The sequence below is a fragment of the Streptomyces sp. NPDC101234 genome (genome assembly GCF_044767525.1).
GTDB classification, from domain to species: domain Bacteria; phylum Actinomycetota; class Actinomycetes; order Streptomycetales; family Streptomycetaceae; genus Streptomyces; species Streptomyces sasae.
Window position 1 is genome coordinate 74,535 of record NZ_JBIWOA010000003.1, and the last position, 22,741, is coordinate 97,275.

23 protein-coding genes and 1 pseudogene are annotated in these 22,741 nt (G+C 70.8%); 10 read left to right on the forward strand and 14 right to left on the reverse strand.

Annotation, left to right across the window (positions count from 1 at the left end; genetic code table 11):
- Window positions 1-7: 7 nt before the first annotated feature.
- The 5 genes from ACIRR9_RS06790 to ACIRR9_RS06810 form a co-directional block, all read right to left on the reverse strand.
- Window positions 8-946 (reverse strand): 3,4-dihydroxyphenylacetate 2,3-dioxygenase, encoded by a 939-nt coding sequence (locus tag ACIRR9_RS06790; RefSeq protein ID WP_403748339.1) that lies wholly within the window; start codon window positions 944-946, stop codon window positions 8-10.
- The gene (locus ACIRR9_RS06795) at window positions 939-2,399 is read right to left on the reverse strand and encodes an aldehyde dehydrogenase (RefSeq protein WP_403748341.1); all 1,461 of its coding nucleotides are present in this window, start codon (window positions 2,397-2,399) and stop codon (window positions 939-941) included. Before ACIRR9_RS06795 ends, ACIRR9_RS06790 begins: the two co-directional genes overlap by 8 nt.
- Before the next feature lie 124 nt (window positions 2,400-2,523).
- Window positions 2,524-3,336 (reverse strand): acetoacetate decarboxylase family protein, encoded by an 813-nt coding sequence (locus tag ACIRR9_RS06800; protein WP_403748343.1) that lies wholly within the window; start codon window positions 3,334-3,336, stop codon window positions 2,524-2,526.
- Between the two features lie 10 nt (window positions 3,337-3,346).
- A complete protein-coding gene (locus tag ACIRR9_RS06805) occupies window positions 3,347-4,555 on the reverse strand; it encodes an NAD(P)/FAD-dependent oxidoreductase (RefSeq protein ID WP_403748346.1) in 1,209 nt (402 codons plus the stop codon).
- Between the two features lies 1 nt (window position 4,556).
- Window positions 4,557-4,745, reverse strand: coding sequence for a ferredoxin (locus tag ACIRR9_RS06810; protein ID WP_384564809.1), 189 nt, complete (start codon window positions 4,743-4,745; stop codon window positions 4,557-4,559).
- 378 nt (window positions 4,746-5,123) lie between these two features.
- On the opposite strand from ACIRR9_RS06810, the gene ACIRR9_RS06815 reads away from it, so the two are divergent.
- The gene (locus tag ACIRR9_RS06815; RefSeq protein WP_365336396.1) at window positions 5,124-6,473 is read left to right on the forward strand and encodes a glutamine synthetase family protein; all 1,350 of its coding nucleotides are present in this window, start codon (window positions 5,124-5,126) and stop codon (window positions 6,471-6,473) included.
- Window positions 6,474-6,483: 10 nt separating this feature from the next.
- Complete coding sequence (locus ACIRR9_RS06820; protein ID WP_403748349.1) at window positions 6,484-7,758, forward strand: cytochrome P450; 1,275 nt, start codon at window positions 6,484-6,486, stop codon at window positions 7,756-7,758.
- A 9-nt stretch (window positions 7,759-7,767) separates the two neighbouring features.
- Here ACIRR9_RS06820 and ACIRR9_RS06825 read toward each other — a convergent pair whose 3' ends face one another.
- Complete coding sequence (locus ACIRR9_RS06825) at window positions 7,768-8,322, reverse strand: cysteine hydrolase family protein (RefSeq protein WP_403748350.1); 555 nt, start codon at window positions 8,320-8,322, stop codon at window positions 7,768-7,770.
- A 151-nt stretch (window positions 8,323-8,473) separates the two neighbouring features.
- Between ACIRR9_RS06825 and ACIRR9_RS06830 the strand changes: the two genes are divergently transcribed.
- Window positions 8,474-9,145 carry a TetR/AcrR family transcriptional regulator gene (locus tag ACIRR9_RS06830; protein WP_403748352.1) on the forward strand — a complete coding sequence of 224 codons (672 nt, stop codon included), beginning with the start codon at window positions 8,474-8,476 and terminating at the stop codon, window positions 9,143-9,145.
- A gap of 18 nt (window positions 9,146-9,163) precedes the next feature.
- Here ACIRR9_RS06830 and ACIRR9_RS06835 read toward each other — a convergent pair whose 3' ends face one another.
- Window positions 9,164-9,739: an HD domain-containing protein gene (locus tag ACIRR9_RS06835; protein WP_403748354.1), complete on the reverse strand. Its 576-nt coding sequence runs from the start codon at window positions 9,737-9,739 to the stop codon at window positions 9,164-9,166.
- Window positions 9,740-9,743: 4 nt separating this feature from the next.
- On the opposite strand from ACIRR9_RS06835, the gene ACIRR9_RS06840 reads away from it, so the two are divergent.
- A complete protein-coding gene (locus ACIRR9_RS06840) occupies window positions 9,744-10,118 on the forward strand; it encodes a helix-turn-helix domain-containing protein (protein ID WP_403748357.1) in 375 nt (124 codons plus the stop codon).
- 238 nt (window positions 10,119-10,356) lie between these two features.
- Here ACIRR9_RS06840 and ACIRR9_RS06845 read toward each other — a convergent pair whose 3' ends face one another.
- Window positions 10,357-11,409 carry a serine hydrolase domain-containing protein gene (locus ACIRR9_RS06845; RefSeq protein ID WP_403748358.1) on the reverse strand — a complete coding sequence of 351 codons (1,053 nt, stop codon included), beginning with the start codon at window positions 11,407-11,409 and terminating at the stop codon, window positions 10,357-10,359.
- A gap of 216 nt (window positions 11,410-11,625) precedes the next feature.
- Here ACIRR9_RS06845 and ACIRR9_RS06850 point away from each other — a divergent pair, with 216 nt between their 5' ends.
- The 3 genes from ACIRR9_RS06850 to ACIRR9_RS06860 all read left to right on the forward strand — a co-directional run bounded on the left by ACIRR9_RS06850 (window position 11,626) and on the right by ACIRR9_RS06860 (window position 14,374).
- Window positions 11,626-12,294 (forward strand): response regulator transcription factor, encoded by a 669-nt coding sequence (locus ACIRR9_RS06850; RefSeq protein ID WP_123979609.1) that lies wholly within the window; start codon window positions 11,626-11,628, stop codon window positions 12,292-12,294.
- The gene (locus tag ACIRR9_RS06855; protein WP_403748361.1) at window positions 12,291-13,403 is read left to right on the forward strand and encodes a sensor histidine kinase; all 1,113 of its coding nucleotides are present in this window, start codon (window positions 12,291-12,293) and stop codon (window positions 13,401-13,403) included. The genes ACIRR9_RS06850 and ACIRR9_RS06855 overlap by 4 nt, the downstream gene beginning before the upstream one ends.
- A gap of 281 nt (window positions 13,404-13,684) precedes the next feature.
- The gene (locus ACIRR9_RS06860; RefSeq protein ID WP_403748364.1) at window positions 13,685-14,374 is read left to right on the forward strand and encodes a histidine phosphatase family protein; all 690 of its coding nucleotides are present in this window, start codon (window positions 13,685-13,687) and stop codon (window positions 14,372-14,374) included.
- A 16-nt stretch (window positions 14,375-14,390) separates the two neighbouring features.
- Here the strand turns inward: ACIRR9_RS06860 and zwf are convergent, their stop codons facing one another.
- The 4 genes from zwf to ppgK all read right to left on the reverse strand — a co-directional run bounded on the left by zwf (window position 14,391) and on the right by ppgK (window position 18,473).
- On the reverse strand, window positions 14,391-15,812 hold the full coding sequence (gene zwf / locus ACIRR9_RS06865; protein ID WP_365336405.1) for a glucose-6-phosphate dehydrogenase: 1,422 nt from the start codon (window positions 15,810-15,812) through the stop codon (window positions 14,391-14,393).
- Between the two features lie 42 nt (window positions 15,813-15,854).
- Window positions 15,855-16,556 carry a 6-phosphogluconolactonase gene (gene pgl / locus ACIRR9_RS06870; protein WP_403748365.1) on the reverse strand — a complete coding sequence of 234 codons (702 nt, stop codon included), beginning with the start codon at window positions 16,554-16,556 and terminating at the stop codon, window positions 15,855-15,857.
- A gap of 5 nt (window positions 16,557-16,561) precedes the next feature.
- On the reverse strand, window positions 16,562-17,593 hold the full coding sequence (gene gnd / locus ACIRR9_RS06875; protein WP_403748368.1) for a phosphogluconate dehydrogenase (NAD(+)-dependent, decarboxylating): 1,032 nt from the start codon (window positions 17,591-17,593) through the stop codon (window positions 16,562-16,564).
- Window positions 17,594-17,699: 106 nt separating this feature from the next.
- Entirely contained in the window at window positions 17,700-18,473 is a 774-nt protein-coding gene (ppgK, locus tag ACIRR9_RS06880; RefSeq protein ID WP_403748369.1) for a polyphosphate--glucose phosphotransferase, read from the reverse strand.
- A 241-nt stretch (window positions 18,474-18,714) separates the two neighbouring features.
- On the opposite strand from ppgK, the gene ACIRR9_RS06885 reads away from it, so the two are divergent.
- Window positions 18,715-19,518, forward strand: coding sequence for a Cof-type HAD-IIB family hydrolase (locus ACIRR9_RS06885; protein WP_403748372.1), 804 nt, complete (start codon window positions 18,715-18,717; stop codon window positions 19,516-19,518).
- Between the two features lie 32 nt (window positions 19,519-19,550).
- Window positions 19,551-20,204, forward strand: a complete 654-nt coding sequence (gene rpiA / locus ACIRR9_RS06890; protein WP_403748375.1) for a ribose 5-phosphate isomerase A — start codon at window positions 19,551-19,553, stop codon at window positions 20,202-20,204.
- Between the two features lie 100 nt (window positions 20,205-20,304).
- Here rpiA and ACIRR9_RS06895 read toward each other — a convergent pair whose 3' ends face one another.
- Window positions 20,305-21,582, reverse strand: coding sequence for a multidrug effflux MFS transporter (locus tag ACIRR9_RS06895; RefSeq protein WP_403748378.1), 1,278 nt, complete (start codon window positions 21,580-21,582; stop codon window positions 20,305-20,307).
- Between the two features lie 42 nt (window positions 21,583-21,624).
- On the opposite strand from ACIRR9_RS06895, the gene ACIRR9_RS06900 reads away from it, so the two are divergent.
- Window positions 21,625-22,146 (forward strand): MarR family winged helix-turn-helix transcriptional regulator, encoded by a 522-nt coding sequence (locus ACIRR9_RS06900; protein WP_403748379.1) that lies wholly within the window; start codon window positions 21,625-21,627, stop codon window positions 22,144-22,146.
- Between the two features lie 269 nt (window positions 22,147-22,415).
- Here the strand turns inward: ACIRR9_RS06900 and ACIRR9_RS06905 are convergent.
- Window positions 22,416-22,676 (reverse strand): annotated as a pseudogene (locus ACIRR9_RS06905) (fumarylacetoacetate hydrolase family protein); the annotation flags it as partial.
- Window positions 22,677-22,741 lie beyond the last annotated feature (65 nt).

The following is a 22,741-nucleotide window of genomic DNA, read 5'->3' on the forward strand; positions in this document are numbered from 1 at the left end:
GGGCCTCCTAGGCGCGGCGGTGCGGGTGGTGGGGTGCGGTGGTCGTCATGGGCTCGCCCGTGCCGGTCCAGCCGTCGGCAGGCCGGTCGAACCACAGGTGGACCTGGCCGGTGCCGACGGAGTTCTCGTACTCGCCGTACTGCCGGGCCTTGGCCACGCAGGCCTGTCCGCCGAGGGCGCCGGCCATCATCAGGTAGTGGAAGAACTTCGCCTCGGGCTTGACCTTCCAGAACGCGTCCATGGTGTCGAGGACCTTGTCGTGCCGGCCCTCCTTGAACCACCCGATGCGTTCGTAGTCCGCTTCCCGTGCCTCGGGCGTACGGATGTGCACCGGGTCGCTGGCCTCGTGGTCGCGCAGTTCGCGCAGCGGCCAGAAGGTGTGGGAGAGGGCGCCGGAGGCGATGAGCAGCACGCGCCGCCCCGGGGTGGCGGCGATCCCGTCCGCGAGCGCCCGGCCGAGCCGCAGATGGTCCTCCATGTCCCCGGTCTGGCAGACCCCGATGGTCACCCACCGCTTGTCGGACAGTCCCTCGCCCAGGTACTTCCAGAGGTTGATGGTGGCGTAGTAGATCGGCAGGTACTCGTCGTCGATCGCGGTGATCCAGGTGCTGTGCTTGTCGGCGAACTTCTCGATGTTGCGGGCGAGTTCGGGATCGCCGGGGAAGTCGTACGGCATCCGGCACATCCCGCGCGGCAGTTCCTCGGAGGTGAACAGCCCGGCCCGCCGCTGCTGGGCGGTGACCACGAACTCGACGGTGGTGGCCCAGTGCGAGTCGAGGACGACGACGGTGTCGTAGTCGTCCCGCTCGAACACCTCCCGGCGCAGCTCCCGCAGACCGGTGACAAGGGTGATCTCCTTGCCCTCGTTGAGCTCCAGCCGGTCGGCCTCCGGCAGCACGATGGTGGGGACGTGGGCGAGGAGCCCCGCCCCGACGATCTCACCCATGATCCTTCCAGCCCTTCGGTGCGGTGACGGTGTTCTTCAGGTCGCAGTAGAAGTCGAAGCTCCAGGTGCCGCCCTCGCGTCCGACACCGGAGAGGCGGGAGCCGCCGAAGGGTGCCTGGAGGTCGCGGACGAAGAAGCAGTTGACCCAGACCGTGCCCGCGACCAGCTGCGCGGTGACACGCTCGGCGCGCTCGGGGTCGCCGGTGGCGAGGGTGGCGGCGAGCCCGAACCGGGTGTCGTTGGCGAGCCGGACGGCCTCGTCCTCGTCGGTGAAGGTCTGGAGGGTCAGGACCGGCCCGAAGACCTCCTCCTGGACGACCTCGCTGTCCTGCGCGACATCGGTGAGCAGGGTGGGCGCGTAGAACTGCCCGTCGTTGCGGCTGCCTCCGATGACCGCACGGGCTCCGGCCGCGATCGCCCGCTGCACGAACCCGTCGATCTTCTCCAGCTGACGGGGGTGGATGTTGGGCCCGACATCGGTGCTCTCGTCCCGCGGGTCACCCTGCTGCAAGGCGCTCGCCTTCACCACGAACCGTCGGGTGAACTCCTCGGCGACGGACTCCTCGACGAGCAGCCGAGTGCCCGCCAGACAGACCTGCCCGGCGTTGTCGTACTGCTCCACCGCGAGGTCCACGGCGAGGTCGAGATCGGCGTCCGCGAACACCAGCAGGGGGGACTTGCCGCCGAGTTCGAGACTCAAGGGCGTCAGGTTGCCGGCGGCCGAGGCGGCGATCCGCTGGGCGGTGGGCACGGACCCGGTGAAGCTGATCCGGCGCACGTCCGGGTGCGAGGTGAGCGCGTCGCCGATCTCGGCGCCGTAACCCTGCACGACGTTCAGGACACCGGCCGGCAGCCCGGCCTCGGCGGCGATGTCGGCGAGGAGGGAGGCGGTCAGCGGGGTCCACTCGGCGGGCTTGAGGACCACGGTGTTCCCGGCGGCCAGTGCCGGGGCGACCTTCCAGGTGGCCAGCATCAGCGGCGCGTTCCACGGCGTGATCAGCACACACGGCCCGGCGGGATCCCAGCTGACGTGGTTGGTGTGCCCGCGGGTCTCGAAGTCGTCGTGCTCCAGCGTCAGCAGCCAGTCGGCGAAGAACCGGAAGTTGTGAGCGACGCGGGGCATGACGCCACGGCGGTGGGAGCGCAGGAGCGCACCGTTGTCGGTGGTCTCGACGATCGCGAGCTCTTCGATCCGCTTCTCGACACCGTCGGCGATGGCATGGAGGAGGCGTGCGCGCTCGGCACGGGGAGTGGCGGCCCAGCCGGGGAAGGCCGCCTTGGCGGCGGCGACGGCGGCTTGAGCCTCGGCGGGACCGCCACGGGCGATCTCGCCGATCGGTTGCCCGTCGATGGGCGAGTGGTCGGTGAACGTCTCTGCGGAGGCGACACGTTCACCGCCGATCCAGTGCCGGGTGTCGACGGAGACACCGGCGACGATGATCTTGTCGGTCATGAGAACAGCTCCTATGCGAAAGAGGGGAAGCGGACCCGCTCAGGGACGCGGGGCTGTGTTGAATTAGCGGCTACCGCCGCGTGGGCGCGACCAGCCACAACGCACCCGCACCACACCACCGGCCTCACCCGGCAGCCGCTCCGGACATCCCACTCTCCAGCAGGCGACCGCCATCCCAAACCACCCCGACCTGCCGGTAGTACGCGGCGATCGGCTCCCGGATCTCCAGCCGGGCCAGCTCCTCCGTGGGCGCCTCGAACAGCTCCAACTCGGCGTCACCGACCCACGGCTGACCGCCCTCGAAGGACGCCGCCCCGGACTCGATCAACTCGTCCAGCGCCAGCCCCTTCCCCTTCTCGATCGACGGCAGCCACCGGTGATGAGCCATCGGGTGTCCGTTGACGAACCCGTTCGTCCCGGAAGGCTCCCGCAGCGTCACCACCGCCTGGGCCAACCGCCGGTCCGCGGCCGCCAGCGTCGCCCCGAACCGGGCGCCGGCCTCGATCCGCGGAGCGGGCCCGTACGGATGCGGCCGCGTCTGGTGGATCGACCCGAGCTTCTTCGGATACCCCTGGTGCAGCCCGCGGGCGATCGCGAAGTCCTTGTCGACCCAGATGTAGACGCACCGCGAGTACGTCTGCCCCCGGTACTTGCAGCGCACGACCGCGAACGCCTCCTTGTACTGGGAGAGCACCGGGTCGAGCAGTTCCTCCCCCGACGCGGAGCAGGACTGCCAGTCGGCCCAGATCAGCGCGACCGCGCCCGGATCCTCGTCGGCCAACTCCAGCGGCTCGGGCAGCAGTTCACGCACCCGCGCGGGGTCGGTCCGGTACTCGACCGTGAGCAGGTCACCGGAGTACCGCCACGGCGGCGAGGGAATCAGCGACGAGGCACCGCTCGCCGTCTTCGGATGGAAGTAACCACGGAGACTGGCCACTTGGGGCTCCTTAAACAGTGAGGGCGGGCTGCTTGAGCAGTTCGGTGCGGTAGCGGGCGGCGGACGCGGCGACGGCCTGGCCGCCGAGTGCCACGACACCGACGAGCCGATCGTCGCGGTGGTAGCCGACGAGCACGTCCCCGTCGGGGTCGCCGTCGAGGACCCGGACGTCGTCCTTGCCGAGCACGGGCGCGCCGAAGGACTGGAGCCGGAAGTCGTGCTGATCGCTCCAGAAGGTGGGCAGTGGCGCGAACGGCGTCAACTCCGCCGGCTCTCCGGAAAGATGACGCACCAGCGCCTTGGCCGCGTGCTTGGCGCTGTCGGTCGGGATGGACCAGTGCTCGACGCGACGCGGTACACCGTCGTAGCGGGCGTTGGGGAACCGGGCCACGTCGCCGACGGCCACCACCTCCGGGCGGCCGCCGGCCCGCAGCAGTTCGTCGGTCAGCACGCCGTCACGCAGATCGAGGCCGTTGCCGTCGAGCCACTCCGTGTTGGCGACCGATCCGACCGACTCGACCACCACGTCCGCGGGGAGCACGGAACCGTCACTCAGCATCACACCGGTGACCCGGTCCTCGCCGGTGAACCCGGCCACCCCCACGTCCAGCGCGAAGCGCACTCCACGGTCCTCGTGCCGCGCGAGCAGTGCCCGGCCCAGCAGCTCTCCGAGCGGCCCGGCCATCGGCAGCGGCAGCGGATCGACGACCGTCACCTCGGCGACACCGAGTCCCACCGCGGTCGCGGCGACCTCGCAGCCGATGAAGCCGGCTCCGACCACGACGACCCGGGCACCGGGCCGGGTCAGCTCCTCGCGCAGGCCCTGGGCGTCGTCGAGGGTGCGGACCGTGTGCCGGCCGGCGAGCGGTCCCGGACAGTTCAGGCGCCGGGGGCGCATCCCGGTGGCGACGACCAGTGCGTCGTACGACAGCACGCCGCCGTCGTCGAGCCGGACCGTCCGCTCGTCCAGCCCGGCGGAGACGACCCGCCGCCCCAGCCGCCACTCCACGTCCGACACACTCGCGCGCGGGCGGAAGGCGAGGGACTCGAAGGGGGCCTTGCCGGCCAGGACCTCCTTGGAGAGGGGCGGCCGGTTGTAGGGCATGTGCGGCTCGTCGCCGACGAGGGTGATCACGCCGGTCCAGCCCGCCGCGCGCAGCTGCTCGGCGGCGCGCAGGCCGGCCATGGAGGCGCCGGCCACCACGATGCGCGCGTTCATCTCAGCCCTCGATCCGGATGGCCTGGAGCGGGCAGACGTCGGCCGCTTCCTCGACCTCGTCGCGCAGCGCGTCGTCCGCGTCGGAGACGTACACGAGGTGGCCCGTGTCGTCCAGCGAGAAGACGTCGGGGGCCGCGAAGACGCACTGGCCGTGGTCCTGGCACTTGTTCATGTCGACGACGACCTTCATGGCCGGTCCTCCTGAGGGAGCGGAAGCGAAGGGAGGGGAAGGGAAGGGAAGAAGTGGGCCCGGCCGGTCGTGCCGACCGGGCCCTGCCAACGGGTTGCGGCGAACCGCGACCCGAACTCGTTTGGCTTCAAACAAGGTAGGCAGCCATCACTCCCTGGTCAATACCTATCCGTATGGATAAATTCTTTGCGTCGCCCTCTTGCGGCAAGGTGGGCCCCTGCCTACCGTTTGGCTTCAAACACCAGGCCGGGAGCTGCCCGCGACATCGCGCCCCGGCCACCACCTGCCACGCCACCCGCCTCCCGGGATCCCTGGAGCTCCGGATTCCCGGATTCCCGGAGGTGGTGCCCCGACGTCCGTCCGCCCGAGGAGACAACGGTGAGCGATCAAGACCTGTCAGAAGTCCGCCGGCACATGGACCGGCTCGCCGCCGACGGCATCGATGTCGTCCGGGTGACGTACCCCGACCTCATCGGCACGGACCGGGCACGTGATGTGCTCCTGGAGGAGCTGCCCAGGGCGGTCGAGCACGGGCTGGCCTTCTGCCGGGCCGTCTACCACACCAGCCCGCAGGGCGATGTGGTCCCGGTCAGCGGCGGCCTGGACGCGGGTCTGCCCGACATCTGCGTACGGCCGGACCTCGGCACCCTGGTCGCGCTCCCCTGGGAGCCGGGGGTGGCGGCCTGTCTGGCCGACGTCGTCGATCCGGCGACCGGGGCACCGGCCCCCGAGTCGCCGCGCGACCTGCTGCGGTCGGTCCTGGAGCGGTGCCACGAGCACGGGCTGAGCCCGGTCGTCGGGCCCGAACTGGAGTACTTCCTGTGCGAACAGGAAGCAGGCGGTGGCTGGCGCCGCTACGGCGGCACCCCCGGGGTCGTCTACACCGCCGGGCTGCGCGCCGACCCCGACAACCACCTGTTGCGCACCCTGCGCCAGGTCCGCGGGCTCGGTATCGGGGTGCTGAGCGGGAACCACGAGTTCGACGGCGGGCAGTTCGAGATCAACCTGCTGCACTCCGAGGCCCTGTCCGCCGCCGACCGGGCGTTCCGCTTCAAGGCCGCGATCAAGGAACTGGCCCGGCGCGAGGGGCGACTCGCCACCTTCATGGCGAAGCCCTTCAACGACGCGGGCGGCTCCGGCTTCCATCTGCATCTGTCGTGCGCCGATCCCGAGGGCCGCAACACCTTCGACGATCCGTCCGGCGCGTACGGCCTGTCGGCCACCGCCCGGCACGCGATCGCCGGCATCCTCGCCCACGCGCCCGCCCTGGCCGCACTGCTCAACCCGACCGTCAACTCGTACAAGCGCTTCGGCCCGGACACCCTGGCCCCCTGGCTGATCGACTGGGGCCTGGACAACCGCAGCGCGATGGTCCGCGTACCGCCCGAGCGGGGCACCGGCGCCCGGCTCGAACTGCGGCTCGGCGACGCGAGCGCCAACCCGTACCTGGCGATCGCCGCGACCACGGCCGCCGCCCTGCTCGGCGTCCTGGCGGGCGAGGAGCCGCCCGCCCCGCTGGAGGGCTACGGCTACGACACCGCGAAGGCGGCCGTGCTGCCCATGGAGCTGTCCGCCGCGCTGGACGCGCTGGAGGCGGACACCGACCTGGCCGAGCTGCTCGGCAAGGACTTCACCGACTCCTACCTCTCCTACAAACGCAACGAGGTCGAACGCTTCCAACGGCATGTCACCGACTGGGAGTTCACCGAGTACGCCTACCACCTGTGAAGGACCGACGATGACCACAGCCACCGACGTCGAGGCCATGCGCCTCGCCGATGTCGACCTCGCCAATCTCGACAACTTCACCGACGGGGTGACTCCCTGGCGGATGTTCCACACCCTGCGCCACCAGGACCCGGTGCACTGGCAGCCCGAGGAGGCGCCCAACTCCGGTTTCTGGGCGCTCACCCGGCACGCCGACATCGCGCGTGTCGACCGGGACGCCGAGACCTTCACCTCCACCAGGTTCGTGAACCTGGAGGAGGTGGACGAGGACCAGATCAAGAAGCGCGCCTCGATCCTGGAGCTGGACGGCGTCCGGCACCGCGCCCTGCGCAGCGTGATCCAGCGCCAGTTCGGCGCCGGTGTCATCAACAGCTACACCGACTTCCTGCGCGGGCTGACCGCGAAGACGCTGGACGCGGCGCTGGCGAAGGGGCGGTTCGACTTCGTGCGCGAGGTCTCCGCGGACTTCCCCATCAACGTGCTGGCCCGGCTCCTCGACGTACCGCCGGAGGACAACCAGCAGTTGATCGACTGGGGCAACCGCATCATCGGGAACACCGACCCCGACTACGCGGACGTCCTGCTGCACAGCGCGGAGAGCGAGAAGTACCGCGATCTGCCGTTCCGCTCCCCCGCCTCGCTCGAAGTCTTCGAGTACGGGCGGGAGTTGGCCCGGCAGCGACGCGGGGGCGAGGGGACCGACCTGATCTCCAAGCTGGTCAACACCACCCCGCGCGACGGGGTCCCGCTCTCCGCCCAGGACTTCGACAACTACTTCCTGCTCCTGGTGGTCGCCGGCAACGAGACCACCCGGCACACCATCACCCACTCCATGCTGGCCCTCCTCCAGCACCCGGAGCAGCTGGCCCGCCTCAGGGACGACCCGTCGCTGATCCCGACGGCGGTGGAGGAGTTCCTGCGCTGGGCGTCCCCCGTCTACCACTTCCGCCGTACCGCGACCCGTGACGTCGAGCTCGGCGGCAAGAACATCAAGGAGGGCGACAAGGTCGTCATGTGGTACGCCTCGGGCAACCGCGACGAGGAGGTCTTCGGGAACCCGTACGACTTCGACGTCACCCGCGCCGACAACGACCATGTCACCTTCGGCAAGGGCAGCCCGCATCTGTGCCTGGGCAACCTGCTGGCGCGCACCGAGATCCGGATCATGTTCGAGGAGCTGATCCCCCGGCTCGCCGACATCCGCCTGGTCGGCGAGGTGCCGCGGGTGCGGTCCAACTTCGTCAACGGGATCAAGAAGCTGCCGGTCGAGGTGACCCTCGCCTGACGGCGGGCGTCAGAGTGCCGCCACCCACTCGTCGACGGTCGTGACCTCCGCCTGCATCGGGAACACCTTCTCCGTGAGGACCCGGTGCACCTCCGGGTCGGAGTCGAGGCAGCCGTCGGACAGGACGGTGAGCTCGAAGTCGAGGTCGGCGGCCTGACGCAGGGTGGACAGTACGACGCCGCTGGTGGCGATGCCGGTGAGGACGAGGTGATCGATCCCGCCGGCCCGCAGCACCATGTCGAGGTCGCTGCCGGCGAAGGCGCTGACGCGGCGCTTGGTGACGACGGTCTCGCCGGGCGCGGGAGCCACCTCCGGATGGACCTGCGTGGCCCGGTCGTCGGCGGCCGGCCTGGTCGCGGCACCCACGAGGCCGCGGAACATCTTGTTGCGGGCGCTGACCTCCGGGTATCCCGGACGGAAGCCGACGACCACATAGATCACCGGGACGCCGCCCGCACGGGCGGCGTCGATCGCCTTGCTCAGTCGTGGGAGGTAATCGGCGGCGGGGAAGCGGTCGGCGACGACCTGCTGGACATCCATGACGAGAAGGGCTTGCTGAGGCACCGTCACTGTTCCTTCCACACGACCGGTTAGTCATCAGATGATTACTTGCGAACGTAACCCCACTCCGGAGCGAAGTCAACGCATGATTACCTGATGGCGAGCCGCTCGACCCAGCACAGGGTCCACGGGGGCGCAGACGAGAGGAGCCGGTGTGTCATCGGACGACGTGACCGACGAGGACGACGGCGACGGCGCGACCGATCAGCCCGAGGGCATGGCCGCTCAGACCGACGGTCCAAACGACGGACGGCGGCGCCGGGACGCCGCGGCGACCCGCCGTGCCTTGCTCCTGGCCGCCCGCGCCCGGTTCACCCGGCTGGGGTACGACCGCACGACGCTGCGGGACGTCGCTTCCGACGCCGGGGTCAACCTGGCGCTGATCAAGCGGTACTTCGGCTCCAAGGAGGGTCTGTTCAAGGCGGCGCTGGCGTCGACCCCCCGGTTCCTCGGCCGCGAAACGGAGTTCCCGCGCGACCGTGCCGCCCTGGCCGAGGCGCTCAGCCGTCAGCTGGCGGCCGGAGCGTGGGCGGAGTTCGGCGAGCATCCGGTACTGATGCTGTTGCGGGACTCCGGCGACGCGCAGGTGGCGGAGCTGCGCCGGCGGGCGCTGGAGGACTTCGGCCGGCAGGTGCTCGAAGCGTCGGGTGCCTCCCCGGCACCCGACGCTCTGCTGCGGGCGGAGCTCCTGGTCGCGCTGGGCGTCGGCGTCGCCGTCGTACGCTCCGCCGTGGGCCTGCGTCCCTTGGCCGACGCCACGCCCGACGACCTGCTGGGCCCGCTCCGCGACATCGTGGACGGTCTGCTCGGACCGCCGTCCGGCTGATCTCCCGCCGCGATCCGGTCACTCGGGCCAGGCGGAGTTCTTGATCGCCTCCACGAAGTCGCCGCGCCGGAATCCGGGGACGTAGTGGGCCAGGACGTCGGCCTTGACGTTGCCGAAGGTGGTGTCGGGGCGGTCCTGGATGCCCTCGGTGAAGGCGGCGAGGATCTGGTTCTTGAAGTCGGGCCGCGGATGCGCCGCGACCACCGCCGCCCGCTGCTCGTCGGTGACCTCCTGGTAGCCGATGCCCAGGACGTCCAGTTCGACCCCGCGGGTGACCAGGGCGATCTCGGGTGCCATGTGCAGGGGGCTCTCGGGGGTGGTGTGCAGGGCGATGCCCGTCCAGACCCGGTCGGCGGGCTCGCCGGTGATGCCGTGGGCGTGCAGGAACTTCCGGGCCTCGTCGGCGCCGTCGATCTCGAAGCGCTGGTCGGTGCGGCGCAGGCTCTCGGTGAGCCCGAGGTCGTGGAACATCGCGCCCACGTAGAGCAGTTCGGGGTCGAAGTCCAGCCCCAGGGCGCGGCCGCGCAGCGAGCCCCACAGGAAGACCCGCCGGGAGTGGTCGAACACCAGGGGGGTGGCGACGTCGCGCACCATTTCGGTGGCCTCCCGCACCAGGGTCATCACCACCCCGCCGGCCCGCAGCGACCTCCTGCGCACGCTCGTCGCTTCGGTACTGGCCGATCCGACCTCCGATCACAGCCTGCCCGCGATGGCCGCGTCCGCCGCCGTCAGCTCCCGGCATCTGACCCGTCTGTTCACCGCCGAACTCGGCACCACCCCCGCCCGCTGGGTCGAGCGGGTCCGGCTCGACCGGGCCCAGCAGCTGCTCCTGGAGGGGCACAGCGTCACCTCGGCCGCGCAGCACAGCGGCCTCGGCACCGACGAGACCCTCCGTCGTGCCTTCGCCCGCCATCTGGGCACGACCCCGACCCACTACCGCAGACGCTTCGCCACCACCGGCGGTCAGGAGTAGGCACGCACGCTACCGAGGGCCGGGAGCAGGCACGGGCGCTACCGGCGGTGCAGTCGCATCGGCAGCTTCCGCGGTCCGACGGTCGCGACCCGGATGGGGCGAACCGGCTCGTCCGAACGGTCGATCCACGGGATCCGGCCTGCGCCCGGCCGGGCGGACCGAGCTCGGCTGCTCTTCGAGGTGCGGACGCGCGGTCCGACGCGGGACCGCCGGCCGCGGTCGCGGTCGCGGTGCGCGGTCAGGCGAAGGCGAGTGAGCGGAATGCGTCGCGGATGTGGGTGAGGGGCCCGCGGTCCCTGGAGTAGTAGAGCTTGTTGGTCAGCAGGATCGCCCAGCGGCCCTGCTTCGGGGAAAGCCATGCTCCTGTTCCCGTGGAGCCGTAGTGCACCCAGATGTCGTCGGTCGCGGGGACGGTTCCCGGGGCCGGGTGCCAGAACAGTCCGCGGGCGGGTGCGAGTTCGCCGGTCTGGATCCGCAGCGACTCCTGGGTCCAGGCGGGGCCGAAGCCCGGCTGCCCGCCGTCCTGCCTCGGCTGCAGCATGTGGCGGAGGAAGACCGCGATGTCGGGGAGGACGGAGAACACTCCGGAAACGCCGCAGCCTCCGCCGAGCAGGCGCGCCGACGGGCTCTGGGCGGTGCCCCGCAGGCGGGCACCCGTGAGGTCGTCGAGTTCGGTCGGCGCGCAGCGGACGGCCCTCTCGCCGGGCAGGGGGCCGTAGCAGGTGCGTGTCATGCCGAGGGGCTGCCACGTTCCGGTGGCCGCGAGGGCGTCGAGGCTCTGCCCGGACAGCGCTTCGGCGAGGTAGCCGAGGACGAGGGCGGCGCGGTCGGTATACTCCACGGCCTCCCCGGGCGGCCGGCGCACGGCTTCGTGGAGGACGCCGTCGCGGATGTCGCGGGGGTCGGTGCCGTACAGGTTCATGAGGTCGGTGCCGAGTGGCACGCCTGCGGTATGGGTGAGCAGGTGGCGTGTGCTCACCCGGCCCAGGGGGTGGCCGCCCGCCTCGGACCAGAAGTCCCCCAGCTCCTCGTCGAGATGCAGCTTTCCGTCCTCGACGAGGGATCCGATGGACGCCCACACCGCCAGGACCTCCGTGAGGCCGGCCACGTCGAAGACGGTGTCGTGCCGCATGGGTTCGTCGGGCCGGTCGGGATCCAGGACACCCGGGGTGCCGATGGCCATGTTTCCGGTGCGGTCACCGACGGCCCAGACGGCGCCGGGGTAGACCTTGTCGTGGACACCATCGCCGATGAGTTGGCGGAGGCTGTCGATGTCGAGGTCGAGGGCCATGGTCTCCCTATCTGTCCTGGACTGTGTGGTCTCCCGTCGCTCAGCGTAGTGAGGCGAGTGCGGAGGTCCCGGCTGCGCCACGGGCGGTCCGGGCGCGCCGCCCCCCGCCGACCGGCTGAGGTCGCGCCGCCAACCGGCGGGTTCTCCGTGCCGGCCGCCGGGAGAAGGCTCCCGCGGGGTACGCATCGACCGGGGCATGCGACGAGTGGAGCGCGGGTGATCCGGGTACTGGTGGTCGACGACGAAGCCTTGATCCGTACGGGTTTCACGCACATCCTCGAGACGGCGGACGACATCGAGGTCGTTGCGGCGGTACCCGGCGGCCAGGCCGTGCGGACCGTGCGGGAGCTGCGGCCCGACGTCGTCCTGCTCGACATCCGGATGCCGGACGTGGACGGGCTCACGATCCTGGCCGACCTCCGCCGTATGCCGCAGGCTCCGGTGGTCGCCATGCTCACCACGTTCGACACCGACGAATACGTGGCGACGGCTCTGCGGTCGGGCGCCGCCGGATTCCTGCTCAAGGACACCGACCCCGAACAGTTTCCGCACCTGGTGCGCACCCTGGCCGAGGGAGGGACCGTGCTGTCGTCCAAGGTCACTCGCCTGGTGGTGGGCGGCTACCTCGACAACAGCGTGCGTGAGCCCGCCGCCGTCCGTCTCACCACTCGGCTCACCGAGCGCGAGCGTGCCGTGCTCGTCCTCATGGCCGAAGGGCTCGCCAATGCAGAGATCGGCGAACGGCTGCACCTGAGCACCGGCACCATCAAAGGCCATGTCACCAGCGTGCTCGGCAAACTGCGGGTGAGCAGTCGTGTCCAGGCGGCGCTGATCGCCGAGCGCGCGGGCCTGCTCGCCCCCTCCCAGGAGGAGGACGCCCGGTGAGCCTCCGACGGCCGCCGACGGTGCTGCTCGACATCGGTCTCGTCGCGTTCGCGGTGGCGGACGGATGGGCTCATATCGATGTCGAGGACCGGCCGACGGCTGCCTGCGCGTTGCTCGGCGGCCTTGCCCTGATGCTGCGTCACCGACTGCCTCTGACGACCTTCGTTCTCACCCTGCCCACCGCCCTGGTCACCGACGCGGTGGTCGCCCCGATGGCCGCGCTGTACACGCTCTCCTCCCTGAACCGCCACCGTTTCCTGCTGGCCGGCTGCGCGCTGCTCTACGCGATCATCGACTTCCTGCCCTGGCCGTGGTCGTCCCTGGACGCCACCGAGTTGTCCCAGACGAACAACGTGTTCCACCTCAGCTACACCCTGGCCACCGCCGCCGCCCCCGTGTTCCTGGGCCAGCTCGTCCAGGCCCGGCGCGAACTGTCGCTGCGGCTCGCCGACATCTCCGAGGCCCGCGAGCAGGAACGGCTGCTGACCGCACAGAGCGTGCTGGCCAAGGAGCGCGCCCAGCTCGCCCGGGAGATGCACGACGTGGTCTCCCACCAGGTCAGTCTCATCGCCGTACAGGCCGGTGCTCTCCAGGTGGGCGGCCGGGACGCCGAGACGAGACAGGCCGCCGCGACGATCCGCCGCCTGAGCGTGCAGACCCTGGAAGAACTGCGGCACATGGTCGGCGTGCTGCGGGCCTCAGGCAGCAGGCCCACGGAGCTCACCCCGCAGCCTTCGCTCGCCGACCTGGAGCACCTGGTCGAGGCCAGCGGCATCGAGGCGAAGCTGGAGACCGACCTGCCCGAGGACCTTCCGCCCACGGTCCAGCGCGCCGTCTACCGCACCGTCCAGGAAGCGCTGACCAACGTCCGCAAACACGCCCCCGGCGCCGCCGCGATCATCCGCATCAGACACCGGGACGGTGCCCTCCGTGCCACCGTCACGAACACCGCCCCCACCCGGCTCGCGTTCGACCTGCCCAGTGCCCACAACGGCCTGATCGGCCTGGCCCAGCGAGCGGAACTGCTCGGCGGCACCGTCACCTCCGGCCCCACGGCCCAAGGGGGCTACGAGCTCCTCCTCGAACTGCCCGTCGAACAAAACCGGTGAGCACCGCTGCCGGGACGACTGCCGGCCGGCCCGGCGGATGCCGGTTCCGGCCGGGCCGGCGAGGCAGACCATCGGCCGGTCGGCCGGGTGGTTTCGGACACCTGGCGGATGGTGCGGCCGGGGGGCTTGCGCCGACTGTGGAGCAGGTGAGGCACGACGTGGTGCCGGCCGTTCCATCCGCTGCCCGGTGCGCCCGCCGGCCGGATAGGCCCGATCCAGCGACCTTCGCCTGGGTCTCACACCGTCCAGAGCCATGCCGGGCCACGAAGGAGGTCGGTCCCATGTCGATCCATCTGACGTTTCTGTGCGCGCCCGGCGGTGACGCCACGCTCGATCCACTCCTCGGCGACGCTCCGCTGAGCGAGCGCGGACTGCGTTTGGCAGGCGCCACGAGAGCAGTGTTCTCCCCCCCGGTGTCGGCCGTACGGGCACCCTCGATCCGTTGCGCGCAGACTGCCGACGCCATCGGCCTGGTCGCGGCGCCCGAGCCCATGCTGCGCGATATCGACGTGGGCAGCTGGCGCGGTCGCACGGTCGGCGAGGTCGCCGCAGCCGACCCCGACGGGTTCTCCGCCTGGCTCACGGATCCGGATGCCGCTCCCCACGAGGGGGAGTCCGTACGCCAGCTGTGCCGCCGCTCGGCGGGCTGGCTGAGCAGCATGGCGCCCGAGACGGGCCACGTGGTGGCCGTCGTCGAAGCAGCGGTGGTCCGGGCCGTGCTCATCCACGCTCTGGCCGTACCGGCGAGAACGTTCTGGCATCTCACCGTGCCGCCCCTGTGCGCGGTCTTCCTCACCCGGCGTGACGGCTACTGGGACGTGCAGTGCGGCCGTGTCTCGCCCCGGGAGTCCCGGCGACGGTTCCTCGCACGCTCTGCGGCGTTCGCGGGCGAGGACGGCGACCGGTCCGCGACGGTCCCCCTGGAGGGCCGGAAATCCCTCCCGGAGACACTCATCACCAACTACGGGTAGGTCCCGCTCGCCCCGGTCACCCGGCCGCCGCCCGCCCCGCTCCCGGTGGCAGCCAGGGTTCGTGCCATCCCGGGTGACCGGCGACGAGCCTGCTCGCTCCCGCCGGTCCCCAGGTCCCCTGCCGGTAGCTCTCGGGGTCGCCTGGCGCCTCCAGCAGCGGCTGGACGATCCGCCAGGTCTCCTCCACCGAGTCCTCCCGGGTGAACAGGCTCGCGTTGCCCTGCATCGCATCACTGAGCAGGCGCTCGTAGGGCTCGGGTGCCTCACCGAGCGCGGCCTCGAAGAGGAGGTCGAGGTCTACCAGCTGCGTGTCCTGCCTGCCCGGCTGCTTGGCCTGGATGCGGAAGTTCACGCCAGGGCTCGGATCGATCCGCAGGATCCACTGGCCGGGCTCGGGCGCGAACCGCTCCGCGAACGCGAGTCGCGGCGGGCGCTTGAACACGATCCGGATCTCGGTCACCCGCTCGGGGAGCGACTTGCCGGCGCGGATGAAGAACGGCACCCCGGACCAGCGCCAGTTCTCGATCTCCAGCCGCAGCCCGACGAACGTCTCGGTGCGCGAGTGCGGACGCACGCCGGGGACCTGAAGGTACCCCTCGTACTGCCCGCGGACGTAGTGGGCCGGGTCGGCGTCGGGGATCGCCCGGAACACATCGACCCGGCGGTCCCGGAGCGCGTCCGCGTCGGCGGCCGACGGCGGCTCGGACGCCACCAGGGCGAGCAGCTGCAGCAGATGGTTCTGCACGACGTCGCGGAGCGCGCCGACCGGGTCGTAGAAGTGACCGCGGTCCTCGACCCCGAAGTCCTCGGCCATGGTGATCTGCACGCAGGAGATGTGGTCGCGGTTCCACACCGGCTCGAACACGGAGTTGGCGAACCGCAGGAACTGGATGTCCATCGCCGGCTCCTTGCCGAGGAAGTGGTCGATCCTCAGCAACTGGTCCTCGTCGAGGAGCTGACGCAGCTCGGCGTTGAGGGCGCGCGCCGACGCGAGGTCGTGCCCGAACGGTTTCTCCACGACGACCCGGGCGCCCTTGGTCAGCCCGACGCCCGCCAGCCCCTCGACCACCCGGGCGAACAGTGACGGCGGGATCTCCAGGTAGAAGACGGGGTGCCGCTTGTCCTCGACCGCCCGGGCGAGGCGATGGTACGTCTCCGGGTCGGCGTAATCGCCCTGTACATAGCCGAGTCGGGCGGCGAGCCGGGCCATGACGCTCTCGTCCAGTGGCTCGCCCGCCGCCTCGACGGCCGCGCGGGCGTGGTCGCGCAGCGCGTCGTCGGACCATCCGTCGCGCGCCACTCCGATGACCGGGCAGGTCAGCAGCTTGCGCCGTTCGAGCCGGTAGAGCGAGCGGAACGTCATCTTGCGAGCGAGGTCGCCACTGATCCCGAAAATGACCAGCACGTCGGCGGGAACGTTCGACGAGTTCGAAGCCACCTCATCCTCCTTACGGGGCCGGCACGGCAAAGGGGCCGGGTGTCATGGTTCTGCCGGCGGCCGGTCGCCGACGTCGGCGGGGCTCCGGCCGGCCGCCGCCGCGTCCGCGAGGACGAGCGACGCCGCCGCCTCGACCCGGCCGGCGGGAATCGACCGGTCTCCCGCGACGAGCCTGGAGAGCGGTTCGCGTTTGTCCGCTCCGGTGATGAGCCAGAGCACCTGCTGGGCGCGCGCCAGCGCGGGATAGGTGAGTGTCATGCGCTGGTGGCCCATGTAGGGCGCCGTGAGGGCCACCGGCCGGTCCGAGACGTCGAGCACCGGGTCCTGTGGCACCAGCGAGGCGGTGTGCCCGTCCGGACCGAGGCCCAGGTGGACGAGGTCGAACCGCTCGGGCAGCGACCGCCCGTAGGCGGCGGCCGCCGCGTCGAGGTCGGGGTCGTTCACGGGCATCGCGAAGACCTCGGCCGGAGCCGCACCGAGGCTCTCCCGCAGGTGGGTGAGGTTGCGGTCCGGGTCGCCGGCGGGCGCGACCCGCTCGTCGACCTGGAACACGGCCACGTGCTCCCAGGGGACGTCCTCGTGTGCGAGCCGCGCGAACATCGCCCAGGGGGTGTGCCCGCCGCTGACGGCGAACGTGAAACGGCCGTGGGTCTGCACGCGGGCCCGGGCCAGCCGTGCCACGAACGCCGCCGCGGTGCCGGCGACCGCGTCGGGGTCGGCGACGACCTCCAGTTCGTGATGCACGGCGCTCAGCCCTTCTTCTCGGCGTGCCCGCCGAACTCGGAGCGCATCGCCGAGAGGATCTTGTCGGTGAACTCCCCGGCCTGCCTGGACTCGAAGCGCTCGTAGAGCGAGGTGGTGATGACCGGTACCGGGACGCCCTCGTCCACCGCGGCGAGGACGGTCCAGCGGCCTTCCCCGGAGTCGGAGACCCGCCCGGCGAAGGCGTCGAGGGAGGGCGACCTGGCGAAGGCGTCGGCGATCAGGTCGACCAGCCACGAGCCGACGACCGAGCCGCGCCGCCAGACCTCGGCCACCTCGCCGACGTCGATGTCGTACTGGTAGGCCCACGGATCGCGCAGCGGTGTCGTCTCCGCGTCGACCTCCTGCCGGCCCTGGCCGGCGTCCGCGTGCCTGATGACGGCGAGTCCCTCGGCGATCGCGGCCATCATCCCGTACTCGACTCCGTTGTGGACCATCTTCACGAAGTGCCCGGCGCCGTTGGGCCCGCAGTGCAGGTACCCGGACGGGGCGGTGCCGTCGGTCCGGGTCCGGCTCGGTGTCGGCTCGGCGCTGCCCTCGCCGGGGGCGATCGTCCTGAAGATCGGGTCGAGATGGGCCACGACCTCGTCCTCGCCGCCGATCATCAGGCAGTAGCCGCGGTCCAGCCCCCAGACGCCACCGCTGGTCCCGCAGTCGACGTAGTGCAGCGACTTGTCGGCAAGCCGCCCGGCGCGTGTGATGTCGTCGCGGTAGTAGGAGTTGCCGCCGTCGATGAGGATGTCGCCGGGTTCCAGCAACGGTTCGAGCTGGTCGAGGATGGGGTCGACGATCGCGGCCGGAAGCATGAGCCACAGGGCCCGTGGCTTGTCCAGTTTCGCAACGAGATCCTGGAGTGAGTCCGCGCCCGTCGCCCCCTCGCCGGCCAGTTCGGCGACAGCGGACGCCTTGACGTCGGACACCACGCAGTGGTGGCCGTCGCGCATCAGCCGTCGCACCAGGTTCGCCCCCATCCGGCCGAGCCCGATCATCCCGAGCTGCATGGGCTTGTCTGTCGCCATCTGGTGCCTCCTGGTCCTTGAGCGTGCGGTAGTACTCAGCGCGTTCATGGGCGAGTCGTGGCCGAGTCCGGGCTCGGTCACGCTCGCCCATGTCGGGCGCGGCAGACTAGGGCTGGGCTTTCCCTGCCGGGGCGAAGAGCGCCGCGCCGACGATTCCCGCGTCGTTCAGCAGCTGCGCCGGCACGATCTCGGTCCTCAGCTCGATGTGCGGCAGGAACTTGTCCGCCTTCTTGCTGACGCCGCCGCCGATGACGATCAGGTCGGGCCACAGCAGCCGCTGGACGAGTTCGAGATACGTCTGCAGACGGTGCGCCCATTTCCCCCAGGACAGGTCGTCGTGCTCACGCACCGATTCCGCGGCCCAGTCCTCGGCATCCCCGTGGTGCAGCGGCAGGTGCCCCAGCTCGCTGTTGGGCACCAGGAGCCCGTCGGAGAAGACGGCGCTGCCGATACCGGTGCCGAGCGTCACCATCACGACGACGCCCTTGCGTCCCTTGCCGGCGCCGAAGCGCATCTCGGCGATCCCGGCCGCGTCGGCGTCGTTGACCACCCGCACGTCGCGGCCGGTCGCCTGTGCGAAGAGCTGGGCCGCGTCCGTATCCATCCAGGCCGGATCGATATTGGCCGTCGTCTGGACCTTGCCGCCCCGGATGACGGCCGGGAGCGTCAGCCCGACCGGTCCTGGGACGCCGATCCGAGAGAGCACCTGCACGACCACGTCCGCGACCGCTCCCGGAGTCGCCGGCTGCGGGGTCGGGATCCGGACCCGCTCACCGGTGAGTCCGCCGAACTCGAGGTCGACCGGCGCTCCCTTGATACCGGTCCCGCCGATGTCGACCCCCAGCACATGGGCCGCCTTGTCCAGACTTTCCTGCACCACTGCCCGCTCCCCTCAGGGGCCGGCCCAAGATGTGTTGTGTGAATTTTGAACAGCCAGACCCTATAAGAGTTTCACCATACAATCCTTAAGAATAACGCATATTAATTACAGTCGCCACATCACCTTTATCGGGTTATATCAAAACCCAATGGGTATACAAAAGAATTGCATGCCCAAAGGGTATTGACCTTCCCTTCTGTTCGAGAGGCACACGGCTACGCCCGGAGTTCACGGAGGTGCGATGCCAACCCGCCCGATCCGCCTGTTCCTTGCCGATGTCGACGGTACGTTGGTCACGAACGACAAGGTCCTCACCGACCGCGCAGTCGAGGCGGTCCACAAGCTCCACGACGCCGGCGTCGTGTTCGCGGTGACCAGCGGGAGACCGCCCCGCGGCATGGCCATGATCATCGAGCCCCTGGCGCTGAGCACCGAACTGGCCGCCTTCAACGGTGGTCTCATCGTCAACCCGGACATGACCGTTGTCGAGCAGCAGGTCATCCCCACGGAGGTGGTGGCCCCGGTCGTCGCGCTGATGGAGTCGTTCGGCCTCGGCGTCTGGATCTACCGGGGCGCCGACTGGTACGTCCGCGACCTGAAGGGGCCGCACGTGGATCGCGAGAGCTGGACGGTGCAGTTCGCGCCCACGCTCGTCGCCGGCTTCGAGGGGCTGGAGCAGGGCACCGCCAAGATCGTCGGGGTCAGCGACGACCACGAGGCCGTCGAGGCGGCCGCGGTCGCGGCTCGCGCGCGGTTCGGCGACCATGTCTCGGCCGCCCGCTCGCAGCCCTACTACCTCGATGTGACCCATCCGCAGGCCAACAAGGGCGGTGTCGTCGCATACTGGTCCGCCAAGCTTCGGATTCCCTCCGAACAGATCGCTACGATCGGCGACATGCCCAACGACGTACTGATGTTCGCCCACTCGGGACTGTCCATCGCGATGGGCAACGCCGGTCACGAGGTCCAGCGCGCGGCGAGGCGGGTCACGACCAGCAACGAGGACGAGGGCTTCGCCAACGCTGTCGAGCAGTTCGTCCTGTGACCCGTGGTCCAGGCCCGAGAGGAGGAACGACCGTGAGCGTCGAGCATGAGAAGCAGCGTGCCGCCGAGGCCGCGGCCGAGCTCGTGGAGGACGGCATGACCGTCGGCCTCGGCACCGGCTCCACCGTCGCCCACCTCCTGCCCGCACTGGCCCGCCGCGGTCTGTCACTGCGGTGTGTCGCCACGTCACCGCGGACCGAGGAGGCGGCCCTGACGCTCGGTCTGCGGGTCGAACCGTTCGGCAGCATCGACCGCTTCGACATCGCGATCGACGGTGCGGACCAGATCGCACCGGACGGCTGGCTCGTCAAGGGCGGCGGGGCCGCGCACACCAGGGAGAAGATCGTCGCCGCGGCCGCCGACCGCTTCGTCGTGATCGCCGACTCGAGCAAACGAGTGACGGCACTGCACCCGCCGGTCCCGCTCGAGTTGCTCGAGTTCGGGCTGGCCGCGACCATGCGGCTGCTCCACCCGGTCTCCCTGCGTGACGTACCACGCAGCCCCGACGGCGGCGTCATCGCGGACTACCACGGTGCCGTCGACGACCTCGCGGGCCTGGCGGCACTGCTCGGCGCCACCCCCGGTGTCGTCGAACACGGCCTGTTCCCACCGGCGATGGTCGCCGACGTGTTCGTGGCCCACGGCGACTCGGTCCAGCACGACCATCACGTCGAGCCCCGAACCTGAGAGGGCCGGACGGATCCGACTCCGCCCCCCGGGCCGCCTGCGTGATCCACGGCGGTCCTTGTCCGAATGAGCGGTCCTTGTCCGGATGAGTCGTCAGGCCCTACGCCGTCTCCGTCGGTTCCCCTCGCCCTTCCCAAGACCTGGCGAGACCCACCAGGGCCAGCCCGGCCGCGCCCAGCGCGACCAGCATGATGACCGCCATCGGCCGGGAGCTGTCCTCCCCGAACACGCCCACCAACGGGGAGGCCAGGGCGCCGAAGAGGAACTGCAGGCCACCGAGGAGCGCGGAGGCCGCGCCCGGAGCCGTACGACCCACCGCCTGGCCGATACTCATGGCGCTGGGGAAGACCAGGCCTATGCCGCCGGCGGTCAGGAACAGGGTGATCCAGGTTCCCGCGAGGGTCTCCCCCGCGGTCACCACCAGCAGGACCTGCGCCAGCGCGCCCAGCAGGGCGATGCCGACTCCGGCCGAGAGCATGGAGTTGAGCCGCACGCCACGCCCGGCCAGGCGTGCGAAGGACGCCCCGCCGGCCAGCATGGCGACGGCGTTGGTGGCGAAGATGAGGGAGTACGTCGTCGAGGAGACCCCGTGGAGGTTCTCGAAGACGAAGCTCGAACCGCTGATGTAGGCGAACAGCGCGGCCGAGACGAGGGCGACGACCAGGACGTATCCCATGAACGTCCGGTCGGCGAGCAGCGCGCCCATGGCCCGGAAGGTGCCGGCGAGTCCGCCGCCGTGCCGCCGCTCGGGCGGCAGCGACTCGGGGACCGCCCGCACAACGGCGAGCAGGAGCAGCACGCCGAGCACGGCCAGTACGCCGAACACCGTCCGCCAGGTGGACACGGAGAGCACGGCCCCGCCGAGCACCGGTGCGGCGACCGGGGCCACGCCGACCACCTGGGACAACACCGCGAAGTAGCTGGGAAGTTCGGGGCCGTGGAAGCGGTCGGTGAGGACGGCCCGGGCCAGCACCATGCCCGCCGCACCGGCCACGCCCTGCAGAAAGCGGGCGCCGGTCAGCACGGCGATGTTCGGGGCGGCGGCGCAGGCGAGGGAGAGGAGGACGAAGCCGGCCGCCCCTGCGATGAGCAGTCGGCGCCGGCCGAGTCCGTCGCTGAGCGGGCCGATGACCAGCTGGCCGACGACGAGCCCGGCCAGGAAGGCGGTCATCGTCAGCTGCACGGCCGAACCGCTCGCCCCGAACGCCTCTCCCAGTGCGGGAAACCCGGGAACGTACATGTCGGTCGCGAGCGGCGCGACGGCGGTCAGGGCGCCGAGCACGGCTATGAGAGCGGTGGCCGTACGACCCGAAGGCGCAGGTCCGGCGGTGTGGGGGACGGCGTCGGCGCGGTTGCGCGAGGATGACGGAGCTACCATGAAATTAAAAGTAACTGATAGTTCACTAGCTAACAAATAGGGATGACGAGCCGCATGCCCACCCCCTCCTCCGCCCCGTCCGCCGCCGATGTCGGCGCCCAGTGGGCCGCCCACAACCCCGACCTGGACACCTCCCCCATGGAGCTGGTCGGTCTGCTGAAGCACGCCAACGGTGTGCTCAGCCGCGCCGTCGAACCCCTCTACGCAGGCGCCGCTCTCACCGCGCCGGAGGTCGACATGCTGATCCCGCTCCGGCACGCGACCGAGCCGTTCATCGCCCGGAGCCTCGCCGAGCGGCTGGGACTGTCCCGGGCGGGCGTCAGCAAGACCCTCGGCAAGCTGGAGAAGCGCGGCTTCATCACCCGTACCCCCAACCCCGCCGACCGGCGCGCCGCCCTGGTCACCGTCACCGAGGCCGGTGCCAAGGCGGTGGACGACCTCTTTCCCCGGCAACTCTCCATCGAGTTCGACCTGTTGGCCGGTCTGGGCGAGGACCGCGCACGGGTGACCGAGGCACTGCACCGGCTGGTCGAGGTCATGGAGGCGCGCGCGGGACACGGCTGAGGGCCGGACCAGGACGAGGTCACGCTCGCGGCGCACGCGGGCGTGGCTGTCGCGCACGTCGACGACCGTCAGCGGAACTCCGCGGTCGGCGGCGGCCTCGCCCGGCCCGCCGACGCTCCATGGCCGGCGTCAGGCCGACCGGGCCCGCGCCGACCACCAGTACCGATGTCGACTCGCCCATCACACGGCCTCCCGCGCCACGACCCGGCAGGAGACCGCGAAGTCGGCCACCCGGCGCTCGTAGCGCGGCCACACCTCCGCGGCGGCGATCACGCGAACCTCACCTTGTTCTGCTGGGTGCCGAGGTCGAGGGACCCGTCCCGGGTGCGGATGGAGAGTTCGAGGACGTCACCGTCGTGCAGGTATTTCCCGTTCTTCGCCTGGGAGTTGAAGAAGGCCTTCCACTTCGTCGCCGGGGGCAGGAACGCGGCGAGCAGCTCCACCGGTTCGGGCGGGGCCTTGAGGGCCGTGCCGCCGGGGGTGCCGGTGAGGATCACGCCGCCGGTGGCCAGGGCCTGGAAGCGGGAGAGTTCCTACGGCGATGGGGGTCCCCCCGCTCGAACGAAGCCGAGAGTGGGGGAGGTCGCGACGGCGG